A 19171-nucleotide genomic window follows, 5' to 3' on the forward strand; every position below is an offset into this window, starting at 1 on the left:
AGCCATGATTCGTACGGAAGAAATGCTATTAAATGTCGGACCTCAGCATCCAAGTACACACGGTGTATTTCGTCTTGTGTTAAAGATTGATGGAGAGATCATTAAAGAGGCGACACCTGTCATCGGTTATCTACACCGTGGTACAGAGAAAATCGCTGAAAATCTTCAATATACACAGATTATTCCATATACAGATCGTATGGATTATCTATCAGCAATGACCAATAACTATGTTATCTGCCATGCTGTTGAAACAATGATGGATATTAAAGTTCCAGAACGCGCGGAGTATTTACGCGTTATTTCAATGGAATTAGGGCGCGTTGCTAGTCACTTAGTTTGGTGGGGTACAAACCTTCTAGATATTGGAGCAGTGAGTCCATTCCTTTATGCTTTCCGTGAGCGTGAAATGATTATCAATCTATTAAATGAGCTTTGTGGAGCGAGGTTGACTTTTAACTACATGCGTGTAGGTGGGGTTAAGTGGGATGCTCCTGAAGGTTGGATTGAAAAAGTAAAAGAATTTATTCCTTATATGAGAGAGCAATTAAAAGGATATCACGATTTAGTTTCTGGTAATGAAATCTTTATTAATCGTGTAAAAGGTATTGGTGCATATTCACAAGAAGATGCAATTAATTTTTCATTAAGTGGTGCAAATCTTCGTTGTACTGGTGTTAAATATGATCTACGAAAAGATGCTCCTTATTCTATTTACGATCGCTTTGATTTTGATGTACCAGTAGGGACAGTTGGCGATGCATGGGATCGTTATATGTGCAGAATGCTAGAAATTGAAGAGTCATTAAAGATTTTAGAACAAGCTGTTGAACAATTCCCTGCTGAAGGTGATATTTTAGCAAAAGTTCCTAAAATCATCAAAGCTCCTAAAGGTGAAGGATACGTTAGAATCGAGTCACCACGTGGAGAAATCGGTTGCTATATTGCAAGTGATGGAAAAAAAGAGCCGTATCGTTTGAAATTTAGACGACCATCGTTTTATAACCTGCAAATTCTTCCAAAGTTATTAAAAGGCGAAAACATCGCGAACTTAATTACTATTTTAGGTGGTATTGATATTGTACTTGGGGAGGTAGACGGATAATGATAGAAAATCTTCTACAAAGTACACCGTCTTGGATTAATTTTCTCATCTATTTAGGCTTAGGCGTTATTTTTCTATTTGTAGTTTTAGGTTTCGTTACGTTTGGAATCCTATCAGAACGTAAAGTAATGGGTTTCATGCAAGGTCGTATTGGACCTAACCAAGTTGGTGGACGTTATGGTTTACTTCAAACTGTTGCTGACGTATTAAAACTACTTTTAAAAGAAGATACAATTCCAAAAGCGGCAGATAAACCATTATTTATACTTGCACCGATCATTGCATTTGCACCAGCGTTTATGGTATTAGCAACTCTACCTTTTACAGATAACTTACAGTTTGCTGATATTGGTGTTGGATTACTTTACTATATTGCTGTTTCAGGATTAACAACAGTTGGTGTTGTTACAGCGGGGTGGGCTTCAAATAACAAGTACTCACTTATTGGTGGTATGCGTGCTGCAGCACAGATGATTTCATACGAAATTCCGTTAGTAATGAGCGTATTAGGTGTTATTTTATTAACTGGAAGCTTAAATTTAAATGATATTGTTAATGCACAAGGGAATGTATGGTTCATTGTAACTCAGCCGATTGCTTTTATCGTTTTCTTAATCGCAGCCGTAGCAGAATTAAACCGTACACCTTTTGACTTACCTGAGGCTGAGTCAGAACTAGTAGCAGGTTATCATACAGAGTTTTCAGGATTCCGTTGGGCATTCTTTATGCTTTCAGAGTATGTTTACTTTTTTGCAATGTGTTCGTTAATTACGATTCTATTTTTAGGCGGATGGAAACCAATTGCGGGTCTAGACTTTATTCCTGGAGCTGTTTGGTTCTCTTTAAAATTTAGTGTAATTTTATATTTATTAATTTGGTTCCGTGTAACATTCCCACGTTTACGTGCTGATCAATTAATGGAGTTCGGTTGGAAAGTATTGTTACCAGTTTCATTAGCTAATATTTTAATAACTGCATTAGTAAAAAGCTTGTTCTTCTAAACAAATAGACCAATCTAAAGGGGTGTGAGTCATGATTGGGTTAGTAAAAGGTTTAAAATATACTCTTCAAAATTTAACGCGCGAGAAAGTGACGTATGATTATCCAAATCAGCCGATTCCGTTACCAGATCGTTTTCGTGGAATTCAAAAGTTTTATCCAGAAAAATGTATTGTTTGTAATCAGTGTTCAGCAATCTGTCCAACAGACTGTATTACATTAACTGGGAAAAAACATCCTGATCCTACGAAAAAAGGAAAAATTATCGACACATATGATATTAATTTCGAGATTTGTATTTTATGTGATTTATGTACAGAAGTTTGTCCAACAGAAGCGATTATTATGACTAATAACTTTGAACTTGCTGAATATTCACGTGATGAATTATTTAAAGACCTTCAATGGCTTGATGAAAATGATCAAAACATTCGAAAGGAGAATAAAGCATGAGTGGTTTTGTAGTTGCTTTCTTTCTTCTTTCTTTATCAGCCATTTTAGGTGGCGTAATGATGTTAAACTCAACGAAAGTTATGCATATGATGCTTTCACTTGTTTTAACATTCATTAGTATTGCAGGGATTTATGTCCTACTATCAGCTGAATTCGTAGCTGTTGTTCAAATTCTTATTTATTCCGGTGCAGTAACAATCTTAATGATTTTTGGAATCATGTTAACGAAACATGATATTGAAAGTGAAAAGCCAAAAAGAAATTGGAGAAACATTGCTGCATTTATCGGTATTGTTGCATTTGGAGTCGTTATGTTTTTAGGTGTAAATGGACTTTCAATTGATGCACCAGATGTTGATTTAGCAACAAATAATACGAAGAATATCGGATTACAATTATTTACAAATCATATCGTGCCATTTGAAGTAATGTCCGTATTATTACTAATTGCTTTAGTAGGTGCGATCATATTAGCAAAATCAGATGATTCAAAAGAGGAGGGTACGAAGGAATGAGTTCAGTTCCAATTAATGCTTATCTTCTTTTAGCGCTAATTTTATTTTGTATCGGATTATATGGTGCATTAACAAAACGAAACACAGTAATCGTTTTAATTTGTATTGAGTTAATGTTAAATGCCGCAAATATTAATTTAGTGGCATTTAGTAAACTTGGTGTAGCACCGTCGTTAACAGGACAAATTTTTTCATTATTTACGATTTCAGTTGCAGCTGCTGAAGCTGCAGTGGGCGTGGCAATTTTAATTGCATGGTATCGTCATCGTCAGACAGTCAATATTGATGAAGCTGATTCATTGAAAAGATAAATAGGAGGTGGAATTTGATGATGCAGTATGCTTGGCTTGTTCCGGTACTTCCGCTAATTTCCTTTCTAATCCTAATATTAGCTGGTACAAGAGGAAAGAAAGGTAGTGGGATTTTAGGAGCAACTTTAACAGGAATCTCATTCATCATCTCCTTGTTCGTCTTATTTGACCGTCTACAAGGGGATACAGTGCAGAAATTATACACTTGGTTAACAATTGGAAATATCGATATTCACGTTGGATATGTAGTAAATGCACTAAATTCGTTAATGCTAGTAATCGTTACGTTCGTTAGTACATTAGTACATATTTATTCAACAGCATATATGGAAGAGGATGACCGAATTACAGTGTTCTTCGCATATTTAGGCTTATTTACATTTGCGATGTTAGCACTTGTCATTTCACCTAGCATTCTACAACTTTATGTATTCTGGGAGTTAGTAGGTTTAGGTTCATTTTTACTTGTTGGTTTCTACTTTTATAAAGAGGAAGCAAAAGCAGCGGCTAAAAAAGCGTTCATTATGACTAGAATAGGGGACGTTGGTTTATTTATCGGGATGGTACTTTTATTTTGGAAAACAAAGAGCTTTGATTTCGATCAAATTTTCAATGTAATCCAAGGTGGACATGTGAGTACCGGTATGTTAACTCTTATTGCGATCTTGATTTTCGTAGGAGCAATGGGTAAATCAGGTCAGTTCCCACTTCACACATGGCTTCCTGATGCGATGGAAGGTCCAACACCTGTTTCAGCATTAATTCACGCAGCAACAATGGTAGCAGCCGGTGTTTACTTAGTAGCAACGACTTATCCAATCTTTATTGCAAGTGGAACTGCTTTAACTGTAGTTGCGATTGTCGGAGGATTTACTGCGATCTTTGCAGCAAGTATTGGTCTTGTGCAAAGAGATATTAAACGAGTACTAGCATACTCTACGGTCAGTCAATTGGGCTATATGATGCTTTCATTAGGTGTAGGTGGTTATACAGCAAGTATTTTCCACTTAACTACTCATGCATTTTTTAAAGCATTGTTATTCTTAGCTGCAGGTAGTGTTATTCATGCCGTACACACTCAAGACATCTTTAAAATGGGTGGATTACGTCAGAAAATGAAATGGACATCTACACTATTCTTAATTGGTACATTAGCTATTACAGGTGTACCATTACTATCTGGTTTCTTTAGTAAAGATGAGATTTTAGCTGCAACTTGGGAAAACGGAAATTACGTTTTATTCGTAGTTGCTTTAACTGCGGCATTCTTTACTTCATTCTATATGTTCCGATTATTTTTCTTGGTTTTCACTGGAGAAGAAAAGACAAAAGGTGCGCACGAGTCACCGATGTCAATGGTTCTTCCAATGTCATTATTAGGGATCCTTGCTATCTTTGCAGGTTATATTAATTCACCATTCTTTGGTCGTCACTTAAATGATTTTTTATTAGACGGAGCTCCATTTACAATTGCTGAGCATAGTCATGAGCCGGTTTGGATTATGATCGTAGCAACACTTGTTTCTTTAGCTGGAATTACGCTTGCTTACAATATGTATGGCAGAAAAGTGAAACAAACTAAACAAGAAGAAAATGGATTATTCTATGAAATTCTTCTTAATAAATACTATATTGACGAAATATATAACGGTTCAATCGTAAAAGGTATGTTTGCAATCGGGCATGTAATGTTTGCAATTGAGCGTTTTGTCATTGAAGGGCTTGCAGTTCTAGTAAAAGGAATTGTAAGTACTATCGGTGGAATTGGTTCAAGGCTTCAAAGTGGCCAAGTCCAAACTTATGGATTTATTACATTACTTGGTCTTGCGCTAATCTTATTAGCAATCGTTGTGACAGGGGGGTACAACTTATGATGTCTCATTTCTTATTATGGGTTGTTTTCTCACCTTTATTGGGATTATTACTAGTTTCTTTTGCTCCAAAGAATTCTTATAAGCTTTGGGCATTATTGACTTCGGTTTTATCATTTGCGGTTACTATACTAGCTTATATAGCAGGTCAGAATCATTCTAGTTTAAAAGATTGGAATATTTCATATGATTGGTTTTCATTTGGAAAATTTTTCGCTGGATCAACTAGATTGTTTCAAGTTAAGTTTGAACTTGGAGTAGACGGTCTATCATTAGTGATGATTTTACTTACTGGTATTATCTCATTGATTGCTGTAATAGCAGGTTACTCTATTAATAAAGGTTCAAAAGGCTTCTATCAACTATTATTTATTTTACAAGTAGGTATGTTCGGTGTATTTGCAGCTCAGAACTTAGTGTTATTCTTCTTATTCTTTGAATTAACACTAATTCCAATGTTCTTCTTAATTGGTAAATGGGGCCGCTTTGATAGTGAACGTGCTGGATACCAATTCTTAATTTATAACGGGTTAGGATCTGCATTCTTATTATTTGTTATTGCTGTCCTATTTGCTCGCACAGGCACAACAAATTATGAAGTTTTAGCTAACATCATTCCAGCGGGACAACAAACAGTTAGTCCAATTTCAGAGCATTTAAAAATGGCTCTATTAATTTGTTTATTAATTGCATTTGCAATCAAACTACCATTATTCCCGTTCCATCGATGGATGGTGAATGTTCATACACAAGCAAATCCTGCTGTAGTGATCATTCATGCTGGTATCCTATTAAAAATTGGAACTTACGGTTTAATTCGTTTTGCTTTAGGTATTTTCCCAGAGCAATTTGAAAAAATGTCGGTAGCTCTTGCGATTATCGGTGTAATTAATTTACTTTACGGAGCTTATATTGCTTTAATTCAAAAAGAGTTACGTTCTGTATTGGCATATTCAAGTTTCTCCCACATGGGAATTGTTATTATTGGATTAGCAGCAATGAATAGCGCTGGAATTCAAGGAGCGATTTTACAATCAGTATCTCACGGTTTAATTGCAGCACTTCTATTTTTAATAGTTGGAATGTTAGAAAACCGAGGTGATACTACTAGCTTTGACCGTATTTCTGGTCTTTCAAAATCAACTCCAAGACTAGCCGGCTTACTACTTTTTGGCGGTATGGCATCATTAGGTTTACCAGGTCTATCAGGGTTCGTAGGGGAATGGTTATCATTTGTTGGCCTTTTCCAATCTCATAAAGCAATTGCAACTGTCGGTACGTTAGGAATCATCTTAACTGCAGCTTATATTTTAAGAGCGATTTTACAATTAAGCTTCGGTAAAAGTAGTGAATTTATTTCATCATTCACTGATTTATCAAAACGCGAAGCAATCGCTTCAGTTATTTTAGTATTTGCGATTGTTCTGCTTGGTGTATACCCAGCTTTCGTAAATGATATGATTGTGTCATCAGTGGATTTTATCATTCAAGGGATTAGAGGTGTATAGAAGATGACTTGGAAAGCATTATCTGAATTTCAATGGGGAACAATGGGTCCTGAGATCATTCTAGTAGTTGCTGCGCTTCTTCTATTAACTCTTGAACTCTTATTACCTAAAAATGCGAGTCGTAAAATAGTCGGTTGGATTGGCTTGTTAAGTGTAGTTGGATCGCTTGTATGGTTAATCACACTTCACTCACATAAACCAATAAGTCTATTAGCGGGATCGTTTAAATTTGATTCGTTTGGGTTTTTATTTAAACTGATTTTATTAATTGGAGCAATCTTAGTTTTATTACTTGCACTAGGAGATAAATCAATCGCAGAACGCTCAGAATACTACACATTGTTTATTACGGCGTTAATTGGAACAATGTATATGGCTTCAAGTAGCGATTTAATTACCTTATTTGTTGGATTAGAGCTACTTTCGATTTCATCTTATATTCTAGTTGGAATTCAAAAGAGAAGAGAGGGCTCTTCTGAGGCAGCACTTAAGTATGTAATTAACGGCGGTATTTCAACTGCAATCACACTATTCGGATTAAGCTATACTTATGGCTTAACAGGTACAACAAACATTACTGAAATGAATTTGGCACTTCAACAAGGAATACCAAGCAGTAATGGGTTTCTAATGATCCTAGCATTTGTACTAGTATTTGTTGGATTATCATTTAAACTAGCATCTGTTCCGTTCCATATGTGGGCTCCAGATGTATATGAAGGTGCTCCAACACCTGTAACAGCATTCTTAGCAACAGTTTCAAAAACAGGTGGGTTTATTATCGTACTTCGCATCTTCTTAGCAATTTTCACTGGTGCATTATTGTTGAAGGAACAAAAATCTGTATTTGAAGTAATGCAACCAGTTGTTGCAACATTGGCTGCGTTATCGATGATTATAGGTAATACAATTGCTTTAAAACAAAACAGTCTAAAGCGCATACTTGCATACTCAGGGATTGCACACGGAGGTTATGTTCTAGTTGCATTTGTAAGTATTTCACCATTCATGTTTGAGGGGATCTGGTTCTATTTATTAGCTTATACATTCATGACAATCGGTATTTTAACAATTGTCTATAATGTACAACAACAAAGGGGATCTGATTCATTATCATCATTTGCAGGACTAATTAAAACGAATCCATTTTTAGCGATTACAATGACAATATTTGTTTTATCGCTAGCGGGTATTCCATTAACGGCAGGGTTTATAGGAAAGTTAAATATTTTCTTGGGAGCCTTTGTCCAAGTTAAAGGATATTATGTATTAGGTGGAATTCTACTTTTAACTACAGTAGTATCTTATTTTTACTATTTCGGCATCCTTCAAAATATTTTCTTTAGAAGTGGTGAAGAGCGTAAAATTGTACTTCCTAAGACACATATATTCGTTGTATTGGTTTGTGCTGTCATAACAATTCTATTAGGTATTAAACCGTCTTTAGCATTAGATGTATTTCATAAGCTAGACATTGTGAAAGACTTCTTTATGGCGTAAAATATATTTAAATTAAAAGTGTAGGATGATTCCTACACTTTTTAATTTGTAGAGAAAGTATACTATTTGGTTTTCAGACTGTTTGAAATTGCATGCACTTAAGAACAGCAATCTGAAAGTTTTTCTATAAAAATCGATCGAAAAGAGGACGTGAAAAATGGAAGCTTTAGTTGGGACAGAAGCGTTATTAGCAATAATTGTCCATTTATTTTTCATTATTTTAACTTGGTGGGCTTTAACCGCAATTAAGTGGGAGAGTATTATGAAAAAAGGTCATGTCGCCCAAATTCGACTTTTTATGGTGCTATTGACGATTACAATTTCCTCTGCTGTAAGTAGTTTTTTCTTAGACTATCTACAATATACAAAAAACATTACATATTTATTGAAATAATTTGTCAAAAAGTATGTTACGATGTATCGTATAAACCCCTCTCTACCTGTGAAAAATGGAAGTAAGAGAGGGGATTATTTATGAAAAAGACTGTGTACATATTTTTAATTACAATTACTTTTGCTTCTGCATTATTTTATAATTGGGGTAAAATCGGTATGGCAGACACAGGTATAGGTCAATTGAACCGTTTTGCAGACGTATTAAATAAAAAAGACATTTCGGTTACAAGTTGGAATTTATACGCAAGAGAAGCTAAAATGAATACTTCGGTGTCCAAAATAGTCGGTAAATATAAAGCGGATTTTAAAAAATTTAAGTGGACGAAATCTAATAATGGTAATAAAATAATTGGTACATTTAACCATAATTTGGTCACAGAAAGAATCGTTGTTACATCTACTGGCAATAACAGTAGCTATGTAATTTATGAACTTAGTGGGACTAAATGGGACCAGCAGGCTGAAAAAGAAACAAATAAACTTATTAAGAACTCACTGGAAAATATTTTTAGTAAAGAACCTACTTTTTTTACTTGTATAAAGGGGACAATGGGTGGTAAACTTGAAGGTGTTTTGCAGGGTATAAAAAATGATTTTTTGGGGACTTTTAAAGCAACAAAAATTGAAGAAATAAAAGAAGGGGCATTCGTCTCTGTTTCAGCATATACTGAACAGTGGAATGACGCTCTGGTTGCAAATGGCAAAAAAATTAATTTACAAATTGCAATACGTGAAAACAATGTTGATAAATCAACGACAATTATTATTGGCACACCGATTATAACAGTAGAATATTGATAGATCTATTTTAGGACACGGAGGGGAAAAGTTTGGATAAAATCATTGTCCGTGGCGGGAAACAGCTTCAAGGCACAGTTCGTGTAGAGGGTGCAAAAAATGCTGTCTTACCAGTTCTTGCTGCAGCGCTACTAGCTAGTGAAGGAAAAAATATAATTCATGACGTACCAACTCTATCTGACGTTTACACGATTAACGAAGTTCTTCGTAATTTAAATACAGAGGTTGGGTTCAAAAATAATACAGTAACAGTTGATGCTTCAAAGGATTTACATGTTGAAGCACCATTTGAATATGTTCGTAAAATGCGAGCATCTATTCTTGTAATGGGGCCACTTTTAGCAAGAAATGGTCATGCACGTGTAGCGTTGCCAGGTGGATGTGCGATTGGATCTAGACCAATTGAACAACACTTAAAAGGATTTGAAGCAATGGGAGCTCAAATTACGGTTGGTAATGGTTTTGTAGAGGCAAAATCAAACGGTCGTTTAAAAGGGGCAAAAATCTATTTAGATTTCCCAAGCGTAGGAGCAACAGAAAATATTATGTCTGCAGCAGCACTTGCAGAAGGAACAACAATTCTTGAAAATGCTGCGAAAGAACCTGAAATTGTTGACTTAGCAAACTTCATTAATGCAATGGGTGGTAAAGTTCGTGGTGCTGGAACAGGCACTATTCGAATTGAAGGTGTACCAACATTATTTGGTACAACTCATCACATTATTCCTGACCGTATTGAAGCTGGAACGTTTATGGTAGCAGCAGCGATTACGAATGGTAATGTATTAATTGAAAATGCAGTTCCAGAGCACTTAAGCTCAGTTGTAGCGAAAATGCGTGAAATGGGCGTAACAATTATCGAAGAGGAAGAAGGACTTCGTGTAATTGGTACAGACAATTTAAAACCTGTAGACATCAAAACAATGCCTCACCCAGGCTTCCCAACAGATATGCAATCACAAATGATGGCACTTCTATTAAAAGCTAATGGAACAGGCATGATTACTGAAACAGTCTTCGAAAATCGTTTTATGCACGTGGAAGAATTCCGTCGCATGAATGCAAATATTAAAATTGAAGGTCGATCAACTATTATTCATGGACCAAATGATCTTCAAGGAGCAGAAGTAGCTGCTACGGATTTACGTGCTGCTGCATCACTTATCCTTGCTGGTCTAGTTGTTGATGGATATACTCGTGTTACTGAATTAAAACATTTAGATCGTGGTTATGTAAATTTCCATGAAAAGCTTGCTGCACTTGGAGCGGACATTGAACGTGTAAACGAACCAAGCACAGCTGTAGAGGAAGAAACACTAAAAGATTTACAAGCGTAAACTAAAAACTAATTCTAATGCCTGGCACTTTGTGTTACCCCACATAGAGTCGGGCATTTTTGCATTTTCATGCAACTTTCTACTATCAGTTATAGACAGAAACCTTATAAAATATTCTAAAAATAATAAAAAAATAATACTATTTGTTAAAAGAAACTAATTTGAAATCAATCTATATTTGTTCTAAATGCTTGTCCATATACATAAATTATCTTTAGAAAGGGCAATTAGTTGAAAATTGTCATTTAAAGTTGTTTTGAAATGGATAGGAGGAAAATATGAAGTCATTTAAAACATTAATCACTGCAGGATTAACTACTTGCTCAGTCGTTATTATTATCCCTACATTGCTTGTTCTACCATTTCATAGCCATACAGATGGTAGATTGGTTGATCAGCTACAGAAAAAAGCAAACCAAGTCGCAGCAGCGAACAAAAATGACAATCTAAGTATTGAAGTCTTTAGAACAAAAACACAAAAAGTTGAAAAGCTACCAATTGAGGAATACGTATTAGGAGTAGTCGCATCAGAAATGCCAGCAAAATTTGAAACAGAAGCACTAAAAGCACAAAGTTTAAGTGCAAGAACATTTATCATCAAACGATTGAAAGAAGGAAAACCACTTCAAGAAGGTGGAATTGTCGATGATTCAGTTAATTTTCAAGTCTTTCAGGATCGCGACGACCTCAAGAAAAGATATGGCGCTGAATACGATAAAAGTATAGCCAAAATTGAAAAAGCTGTAAAAGCCACTGAAGGACAAATATTAACATACAATGGACAACCTATAACTGCTTCATTCTTCTCCACAAGCAATGGATACACTGAAAACTCCGAAGAATATTGGAAAAATAGTGTACCATATTTGAAGAGTGTACCGAGTCCTTGGGATTCCGTTGCTCCAAACTATATATCAAAAAAATCATTTACAATAAGTGATTTCGAAAAGAAACTTAATGTAAAAATTAATAAGGCAGACATAGGGAAAGTCACGTCGAGAACACAAGGTAAACGTGTAGAACAAGTGGCGTTTGGTAAAAAAACTCTCTCAGGCAAAGAAATCAGAGAGAAACTAAACCTGCGTTCAACAGATTTTTCGTGGGAGCGTACAGGTAATGAAATCATCATTACAACAAAAGGTTTTGGCCATGGAGTAGGTATGAGTCAATACGGAGCAAATGAGCTTGCTAAGCAAGGAAAAACATACGATGAGATCGTTAAGTATTATTATAAGGGTATCGACATAAAGAAGCTTAGTAAGAAGGATTATGATGTATTGAAGAAGCTTTAAGAAATTTTCATTCGGAAAGACAAAAGGCAGACCACATAGAGGTCTGTTTTTTTGTATAATCGCTTAGATCGTTTTTTTTTTATGAAAAGAAGAAAGTAACTTAAAAAACACTCTAAAACGAACTAGGATTCGTCCGTTTAGAGTGTTTTTTGATTAATAGAGTTATTTATTTTGGGAAGCCAAGGAGCTTAATTACAGAGATTCTAGCGTAATTTAAATCACTCAGGTTCAAATTCAGTTAAGAAAGTCAGTTTCTTACGTTCCTTAAGATTACTCTACAATTCTACTTCTTTTCTCGACTCTTATTGCTTTTGAGCATATTTATAATAAAAGTATCCAACAAATGGACGTACTTTTATGTTTTTTACATTTGATTTTTGTAAGTACACATATCCAGCTTGGTAAACGGGAGCAATCGCAGCATCATCTAGTAAAAGGTCTTCAGCATTATGAAGGAGCTGAGTACGTTCTGATTCGTTTTGTAAGCTGATTGTGTTTGCCTTTTGTACAAATTCGTCATATTGAGCGTTTTTATAATTTAATACATTTAAAGCTGATTTAGATGTAAATAGCTCTAAATAAGTCGTTGGATCTGGATAATCTGCACCCCATGTATCTAGAGAGAGATCATAGTTTCCTTGCTGGCGTAATTCGAATTTTTGTTGTGCTGGTTGTACGACAATATTAACTGTTAGACCTTTTAAATTTGTTTCTAATTGTGATTTTAAATATTCACCGATTTTACGCGATGTATTATTATCACTTACTAGTAGTGAAATTGTCGCATTTGATTTACCACTCTCAGTTAAAGCTTCTTTAAAAAGTGATTTAGCCTTTTCTAAACTTACTGTAGAAGGATGAGATGTTGAGCTAACAAAGTCCACACCTTTAGTGTTTTTTACTAAACCTTTAGGAATAATTCGATCAGTAGGAATCGAACCATCGTTTAATAGTGTTGTACTAATGTCCTCTTTATTAAAGCCGTTTGCGATTGCCTTACGCACTTTTAGATTTGCTAAAAGTGGATTTTTTTGATTAAAGCTGATGTAAGAGACAATTGGCATAGCTAATTTGTTTAATTCTTTATTCCCTTTATAACGATCGATAACATTAGAATCAATAATTGCTTGGTCAAGTTCGCCAGTTTCATAGAGATTAACTGCAGTTGTTGTTTCTTTCATGATTTTAACGTCAATTTTATTTACTTGGACATTCTTTTTATCATAGTATTGTGGATTTTTTGTCATTGTAAATCCAGCTTCATGATTCCATTTACTTACAACGTAAGGACCATTATATAAAGTTGTATTTGCTTCTAAACCATATTTGCTACCTTGCTCCTTAACGAATTTTTCATTTAACGGGAAGAACATTGGTAAACTAGTTAGTTGAATGAAATATGGAATAGGGCGTTCAAGTTTAATTTGTAATGTTTTATCGTCTAGTGCAGTTACCCCGAGTTTATCCACAGATAACTTTCCTTGGTTAATTTCTTTTGCATTCTCAATATCATATAAATCGTATGCAAACTGAGCTTTAGTATTTGGATCAACTGCTCGTTTCATTGCAAAAACAAAATCTTTTGCCGTTACTGGGTCTCCATTTGAATATTTAGCATCTCTTAAAGTAAATGTATAAACCTTACCATCCGTACTAACTTTATGTGATAAAGCAGCCGCAGGAACGTATTCTCCTTTTTCATTTGGCATATAAAGACCTTCCATTACACTATTAAGTGCGTTTAATGATGGTCCATCTAAAGCTAGTGAACTATCAAGACTTACAATATCTGAAGTATCCATTAAATGTAGCGTGTGATCGTTTGACTTCGAAGCTGTCTGATTTGATTGTTGTCCACAGCCTGCTAGTGCCAATGTGAGTAATAAAGTAATTGATACGAATTTTTTCTTAGTAAATATCATTTTATTTTTTCTCTCCTTATTTTTGGGTACAAAAAAAGAGTCCCCGCCTTATAAAAAGGACGAGGACTCCCGTGGTGCCACCTTAATTAGCCTAAAACCGTTTAGACTCACTTTGCAGTATCAAAACAAATGAATTGAACTACCTTGTGACAAAAAGCAGTATCGAAACACTAGTTTGAATACCTGTCTCTTTTATCGGTGAGACGTCCGCCAAAGCCTACTGCATAAATAAATGGTTCGGTTTGGGTGCTCAGAAGCCCATTCAAAAATATGTCCGTACTGACTTGCACCAACCGTCAGCTCTCTGAAACTTTCATATAATCTACTCTTCTTCATCATCGCAAAAAATATATAATGACTGAAATAATTTTTTAAGTTTAAGTTTTTATTACATCGTACAAGCTTGTAGTGTGATTATATTTTGTAAAAAAGAAAAATGCAAGAAAAATATTTTATAAACTTCATAATGAGACTTATTAACTTATCCACAAATATTGTGTATAAACTCTGTGGAATTGTGGATAAATCGCTTTCATTTGTTAATATTTTTCTAGTATTTTGTGGATTAATGTGAATTAGTTTGAAATTGTGTGGAAAAATAAGAATTTTGTCGAACTAAAATTTTCTAAATTGCGTATATAATTCCAGAAATCTGTTGACAATGATTGCAGAGGTGATAAGGATGAGAGAGGAACAAAACAAAAAAACTTCTCAAAAGGTTATTAAAATGTTAAGAAAGCGTTGGGTAGTACCAGCAATTTATTTAGTGAGTGCGGCAGTAATTTTGACAGGTGCGTTATGGTATCAATACAGTAATGCTCCAACTCCAACAAAAACTGGAACTACAGTTGATACGAGAGAGCCTGAAGCAATTCCAGCTTCAAAGCCAGAAGAAAAATTAACTTACCCAGTTTCAAAGGATGCAACAGTTCAAGTTAAAAGTCATTATTATGATGACACTGCTTCAAAAGATGAGCAACAAGCATCATTAATTCAAATGGATAATAATACTTTCACGATCAACACTGGTATGGATTTAGTTGATAAAAGTGGAAAAGAATTTGATGTAACAGCAGCTCTTAGTGGTACTGTTACAAAGGCTCAAAAAGATGCTGAGCTAGGATATGTAGTTGTAGTAGAAAGTGGTAACGGATTAGTTTCATATTACCAAAGCTTAAAATCTGTAAGTGTTGAACCAGGAACAAAAGTTTCACAAGGACAAGTTCTTGGTGTAGCTGGAACAGGTTTAATTGGTAAAGAAAATGGCATTCATGTTCATTATGAATTACGTAAAGATGGTGTAGCAATTAATCCAGAGAAATACCAAGGACAAGATGTTTCATCAATTATTAGTTCTGAAAATACAAAAAGCGAAACAAAAGATTCTAATACAATGAATACTTCTGGTAATGTATCAGATGACAAAGAAGAAGGTTCTTCTAATACTTATTCAGGTGGAAATAAAATTCAACAATAATAATTAAGCAATTCACAAAGTGCCTAACACGTGGGAATCATACCCCATATGTGTTGGGCACTTGTTTTTTTCTGATAATTGTGCATAGTTAGACACCTTTGCTAATACAATGTTATAAACCCATCAAAGAGGTGTTTGAGGTGAGGAATCGTGGATTTTCTACCTAGTCAAAATAAATGTACCTCAGCAGGTCAGTCAGAGCAGGAAAAAGAGCAGCTTAGTCAGTCAAAACGAGTCTCATTTCACGCTTCTCACATCCATTTAGAGGAGGAGAGTAGTGTGCACGATTACATCAAAGAGAGAACGATCAAGATTGGGAAATATATCGTGGAGACGAAGAAAACAGTACGCGTAATTGCTAAGGAGTTTGGCGTGTCAAAAAGTACAGTACACAAAGACTTAACAGAACGCTTACCGGAAATCAATCCAGATTTGGCAAATGAAGTAAAAGAAATTTTGGATTATCACAAATCAATTCGTCACTTACGCGGTGGAGAGGCTACAAAACAAAAGTATCAAAAAGAAGACGTTGAGAAAGTAACTAAATAGGGTTTCTGAGCCTTGAAAACAAAATTAAAAATATTTAACCTCCTGTTCACAAATATTAATTACTAAAAGTAGTTCTTTATGGTAAAATTATATTTTGGTATGGAACGTATTCGGGGAACTGCTCATGAGTATAGTGAATAAGGAGGAGCCAAAAGGAATGTTTTCTAAGGATATCGGAATAGATCTTGGTACAGCCAATGTCTTAATACATGTTAAAGGTAAGGGAATCGTATTAAACGAACCTTCTGTAGTTGCAATAGAGCGTAGTAGCGGTAAAGTATTAGCAGTAGGGGAAGAAGCAAGCCGCATGGTAGGTCGTACACCTGGTAATATCGTAGCAATTCGTCCACTTAAGGACGGTGTAATTGCTGACTTTGATATTACTGAGGCAATGCTACGTCATTTTATAAATAAATTAGATGTAAAGGGATTCATGTCAAAGCCGCGTATTTTGATTTGTTGTCCAACAAACATCACATCTGTTGAACAAAAAGCAATTCGTGAAGCTGCTGAAAAGAGCGGCGGTAAACAAGTTTATCTTGAAGAAGAGCCAAAGGTTGCTGCAATCGGTGCTGGAATGGATATATTCCAACCAAGTGGTAACATGGTAATTGATATTGGCGGTGGGACAACCGATGTCGCTGTTTTATCGATGGGAGATATCGTCACCGCCTCTTCAATTAAAATGGCAGGGGACAAGTTTGATATGGAGATTCTAAACTATATCAAGCGTGAATACAAACTGCTAATTGGAGAGCGTACTGCAGAGCAAATTAAAATTGAAGTAGGTACTGTTTTCCCTGGTGCAAGAAATGAATCAATCGATATCCGTGGCCGTGATATGGTAACTGGATTACCTCGTACAATTACTGTACAATCTGATGAAATTCAAAGAGCATTAAGTGAACCAGTTTACTTAATCGTACAAGCTGCAAAAACAGTATTAGAACGTACACCACCTGAATTATCAGCTGATATTATTGATCGTGGAGTTATTCTAACTGGTGGCGGAGCATTACTTCATGGAATAGATATTTTACTTGCTGAAGAATTAAAAGTACCTGTTTTCATTGCTGAAGATCCTATGCAATGTGTTGCAGAAGGTACTGGAATTATGTTAGAAAACATTGATAAGATTCCAAGTCGCTATTTAAAATAAAAATCTCAAGCTTTGTAGCTTGACTACACACTGAAATCTCAAGCATAGAGCTTGGGATTTTTTTGTTTGGAATTTATTAGTAGCAGTTATCTTTGTTAGAAAAGTGTTTAGGTTTTGTAAAGTTAAGATGAACAAGAAGGTAGTCAAAGTCTGAATAGAGAAAAGGAAAGTATCAAAGTTTAAAAGGCTTCATTTAAAGTTTAAATTAAGTAATTGTAAAACGAGGATGATCTAGGTAACCGGTACATATGATTTAATACTTAAAACTCTGCCAATTTAAAAATTATGTGAAATAGCTCTACTAGCTTAATTTCAGATTTAATCTTAAAAAAATCGGAAAAGGATTGATGGGTAGAGTTTTAATTTAACCGGTGCAAATGATGATCGAACTTCAAGAAAGTAGAGATTTTATTATTACTTAAAAGTAGACCTATAGAAATCAAAACTGAATTTGCAATTAAATAGTAAATTTTAAAACTTAAATTATTCTTCACTTTAAGCATTGAGAAAGAGTTTTTTATCTTTACTGATTAATTGGATAGGATGGGGATGAACCATGACACATATAGTTGTTGCTGGTACGGGATATGTTGGTCTTACTACAGGAGTTTCATTTGCTACAGTTGGTTACAATGTAACATGTGTTGACATTGATGCTGAAAAAATTGAATTACTACAAAAAGGAATTTGCCCTATTTTTGAACCGGGTTTGAAAGAATCCTTATTAGAAAATAGTTCCTTTAACAAAATTGAGTTTACAACAAACTTCAAAGCAGCATATAGCCAGGCAGATATCATATTCATTGCGGTCGGCACACCAGAACTTCCAGATGGAACAGCCAATTTGCAATATTTGAAAGCTGTTGCGAAAGAGATCGCAATTCATGCTAAAAAAAATCTAATAATTGTCATTAAAAGTACTGTTCCAGTTGGAACGAATGAGGCAGTTAAGAAGATCATGTTGGAAAATGCCCCTCCGCATTTAACGATTGAAATAGTATCCAATCCTGAATTTTTAAGGGAAGGTTCTGCGCTATACGATTTATTTAATGGCGATCGAATTGTCATTGGTTCCGAAAGTCAAAATGCAACGGACTTAATAAAGGAATTATATAAACCATTTAATACGCCTATTTATACAACAGATGCAAGAAGTGCGGAATTGATTAAGTATGCATCTAATGCTTTTTTAGCTACTAAAATAAGTTTATTAACGAAATTGCCATGATCTGTGAAAAATTAAATGCTGATGTTGATCATGTTGCTCATGGTATTGGGCTAGATCATAGAATCGGTTCAAAGTTTTTAAAAGCCGGTATTGGATTTGGAGGGTCTTGTTTCCCAAAAGATACGACTGCTTTAGTAAAAGAAGCTGAGTTAGTAGGTGTAGACCTAAAACTATTAAAATCCGTTATTACAATTAATAATCAACAGAAAATAAAACTATCAGAATTAGCAAAATCCCTTTTTGGAAATTTAAACAATATAGAAATTGCAATTCTAGGAGCAAGCTTTAAACCAAATACAAATGATATTCGACATGCACCATCTATCGATTTAATTAATCAGTTCATAAGAGAAGGTACTAAAATTACAGTATATGATCCATATGCCTTACCTGAATTAAGAAAAGTATTTGGAGATTCCATAAATTATTCAGTTAATGTGAAGGATGCTATTCATAAGAAAGAGGCCGCATTTATTTTGACTGAATGGAGAGAAATCGTAGAAACTGACCTCCAATTGTATGAGAAGCTAATGAAGGTTCCGTTAGTAATTGATGGACGTAATTGTTTTGAATTAACTAAAATGCAAAAGAAGAACATCCACTATTACTCAATCGGTCGAAAGCCAGTGAATCCAATCCCACAGCTTATTAATAAATAATTAGACTCGTATGAACGAAAATTCTGTGACTCATTCTTAGGATTTCGTCTCTAAGTTGTGAGGATAAGAAACGCCACCGCGAAGATCGGGCA

General features: G+C 34.8%; 18 protein-coding genes and 1 other annotated feature. Of the genes, 17 read left to right on the forward strand and 1 reads right to left on the reverse strand.

From position 1 onward, the window contains the following. The first annotated feature begins 4 nt into the window (after positions 1 to 4). The 12 genes from AN960_RS07960 (at position 5) to spoIID (ending at position 12085) form a co-directional block, all read left to right on the forward strand. Positions 5 to 1105 carry an NADH-quinone oxidoreductase subunit D gene (locus tag AN960_RS07960; RefSeq protein ID WP_056469327.1) on the forward strand — a complete coding sequence of 367 codons (1101 nt, stop codon included), beginning with the start codon at positions 5 to 7 and terminating at the stop codon, positions 1103 to 1105. Beyond that, positions 1105 to 2106, forward strand: a complete 1002-nt coding sequence (gene nuoH, locus AN960_RS07965) for an NADH-quinone oxidoreductase subunit NuoH (RefSeq protein WP_056469331.1) — start codon at positions 1105 to 1107, stop codon at positions 2104 to 2106. Before AN960_RS07960 ends, nuoH begins: the two co-directional genes overlap by 1 nt. Positions 2107 to 2137: 31 nt before the next feature. Beyond that, complete coding sequence (nuoI, locus tag AN960_RS07970) at positions 2138 to 2557, forward strand: NADH-quinone oxidoreductase subunit NuoI (protein WP_025568978.1); 420 nt, start codon at positions 2138 to 2140, stop codon at positions 2555 to 2557. Then, a complete protein-coding gene (locus AN960_RS07975; RefSeq protein WP_056469334.1) occupies positions 2554 to 3072 on the forward strand; it encodes an NADH-quinone oxidoreductase subunit J in 519 nt (172 codons plus the stop codon). Before nuoI ends, AN960_RS07975 begins: the two co-directional genes overlap by 4 nt. Beyond that, positions 3069 to 3383 carry an NADH-quinone oxidoreductase subunit NuoK gene (gene nuoK / locus AN960_RS07980; RefSeq protein WP_025568976.1) on the forward strand — a complete coding sequence of 105 codons (315 nt, stop codon included), beginning with the start codon at positions 3069 to 3071 and terminating at the stop codon, positions 3381 to 3383. Before AN960_RS07975 ends, nuoK begins: the two co-directional genes overlap by 4 nt. A 17-nt stretch (positions 3384 to 3400) precedes the next feature. Beyond that, entirely contained in the window at positions 3401 to 5257 is a 1857-nt protein-coding gene (nuoL, locus tag AN960_RS07985) for an NADH-quinone oxidoreductase subunit L (RefSeq protein ID WP_056469337.1), read from the forward strand. Beyond that, positions 5254 to 6762 carry a complex I subunit 4 family protein gene (locus AN960_RS07990; protein ID WP_056469340.1) on the forward strand — a complete coding sequence of 503 codons (1509 nt, stop codon included), beginning with the start codon at positions 5254 to 5256 and terminating at the stop codon, positions 6760 to 6762. Before nuoL ends, AN960_RS07990 begins: the two co-directional genes overlap by 4 nt. A 3-nt stretch (positions 6763 to 6765) precedes the next feature. Further along, complete coding sequence (nuoN, locus tag AN960_RS07995; RefSeq protein WP_056469343.1) at positions 6766 to 8262, forward strand: NADH-quinone oxidoreductase subunit NuoN; 1497 nt, start codon at positions 6766 to 6768, stop codon at positions 8260 to 8262. A 157-nt stretch (positions 8263 to 8419) separates the two neighbouring features. Further along, positions 8420 to 8656, forward strand: coding sequence for a DUF1146 family protein (locus tag AN960_RS08000; protein WP_025568971.1), 237 nt, complete (start codon positions 8420 to 8422; stop codon positions 8654 to 8656). Positions 8657 to 8736: 80 nt separating this feature from the next. Continuing rightward, complete coding sequence (locus tag AN960_RS08005) at positions 8737 to 9456, forward strand: YwmB family TATA-box binding protein (RefSeq protein ID WP_056469346.1); 720 nt, start codon at positions 8737 to 8739, stop codon at positions 9454 to 9456. A 32-nt stretch (positions 9457 to 9488) separates the two neighbouring features. Beyond that, entirely contained in the window at positions 9489 to 10793 is a 1305-nt protein-coding gene (gene murA, locus AN960_RS08010) for a UDP-N-acetylglucosamine 1-carboxyvinyltransferase (RefSeq protein ID WP_025568969.1), read from the forward strand. Positions 10794 to 11071: 278 nt separating this feature from the next. Continuing rightward, a complete protein-coding gene (gene spoIID / locus AN960_RS08015) occupies positions 11072 to 12085 on the forward strand; it encodes a stage II sporulation protein D (protein ID WP_056469349.1) in 1014 nt (337 codons plus the stop codon). Between the two features lie 302 nt (positions 12086 to 12387). Here spoIID and AN960_RS08020 read toward each other — a convergent pair whose 3' ends face one another. Next, the gene (locus AN960_RS08020) at positions 12388 to 14007 is read right to left on the reverse strand and encodes a peptide ABC transporter substrate-binding protein (protein ID WP_056469352.1); all 1620 of its coding nucleotides are present in this window, start codon (positions 14005 to 14007) and stop codon (positions 12388 to 12390) included. A gap of 52 nt (positions 14008 to 14059) precedes the next feature. Then, positions 14060 to 14355 (reverse strand) — a binding site (T-box leader). A 334-nt stretch (positions 14356 to 14689) separates the two neighbouring features. On the opposite strand from AN960_RS08020, the gene spoIIQ reads away from it, so the two are divergent. The 5 genes from spoIIQ to AN960_RS25320 all read left to right on the forward strand — a co-directional run bounded on the left by spoIIQ (position 14690) and on the right by AN960_RS25320 (position 19079). Then, positions 14690 to 15484: a stage II sporulation protein SpoIIQ gene (gene spoIIQ / locus AN960_RS08025; RefSeq protein WP_056469355.1), complete on the forward strand. Its 795-nt coding sequence runs from the start codon at positions 14690 to 14692 to the stop codon at positions 15482 to 15484. 279 nt (positions 15485 to 15763) lie between these two features. Next, entirely contained in the window at positions 15764 to 16033 is a 270-nt protein-coding gene (gene spoIIID, locus AN960_RS08030; RefSeq protein WP_025569002.1) for a sporulation transcriptional regulator SpoIIID, read from the forward strand. 157 nt (positions 16034 to 16190) lie between these two features. Further along, a complete protein-coding gene (locus AN960_RS08035) occupies positions 16191 to 17192 on the forward strand; it encodes a rod shape-determining protein (RefSeq protein ID WP_056469946.1) in 1002 nt (333 codons plus the stop codon). Between the two features lie 556 nt (positions 17193 to 17748). Next, a complete protein-coding gene (locus AN960_RS25315) occupies positions 17749 to 18420 on the forward strand; it encodes a nucleotide sugar dehydrogenase (RefSeq protein ID WP_353611577.1) in 672 nt (223 codons plus the stop codon). After that, a complete protein-coding gene (locus AN960_RS25320; RefSeq protein WP_353611578.1) occupies positions 18417 to 19079 on the forward strand; it encodes a UDP binding domain-containing protein in 663 nt (220 codons plus the stop codon). Before AN960_RS25315 ends, AN960_RS25320 begins: the two co-directional genes overlap by 4 nt. Positions 19080 to 19171 lie beyond the last annotated feature (92 nt).

Origin of the sequence: Bacillus sp. FJAT-25509, assembly GCF_001420605.1 — a bacterium.
Classification (GTDB): domain Bacteria; phylum Bacillota; class Bacilli; order Bacillales; family Bacillaceae_G; genus Gottfriedia.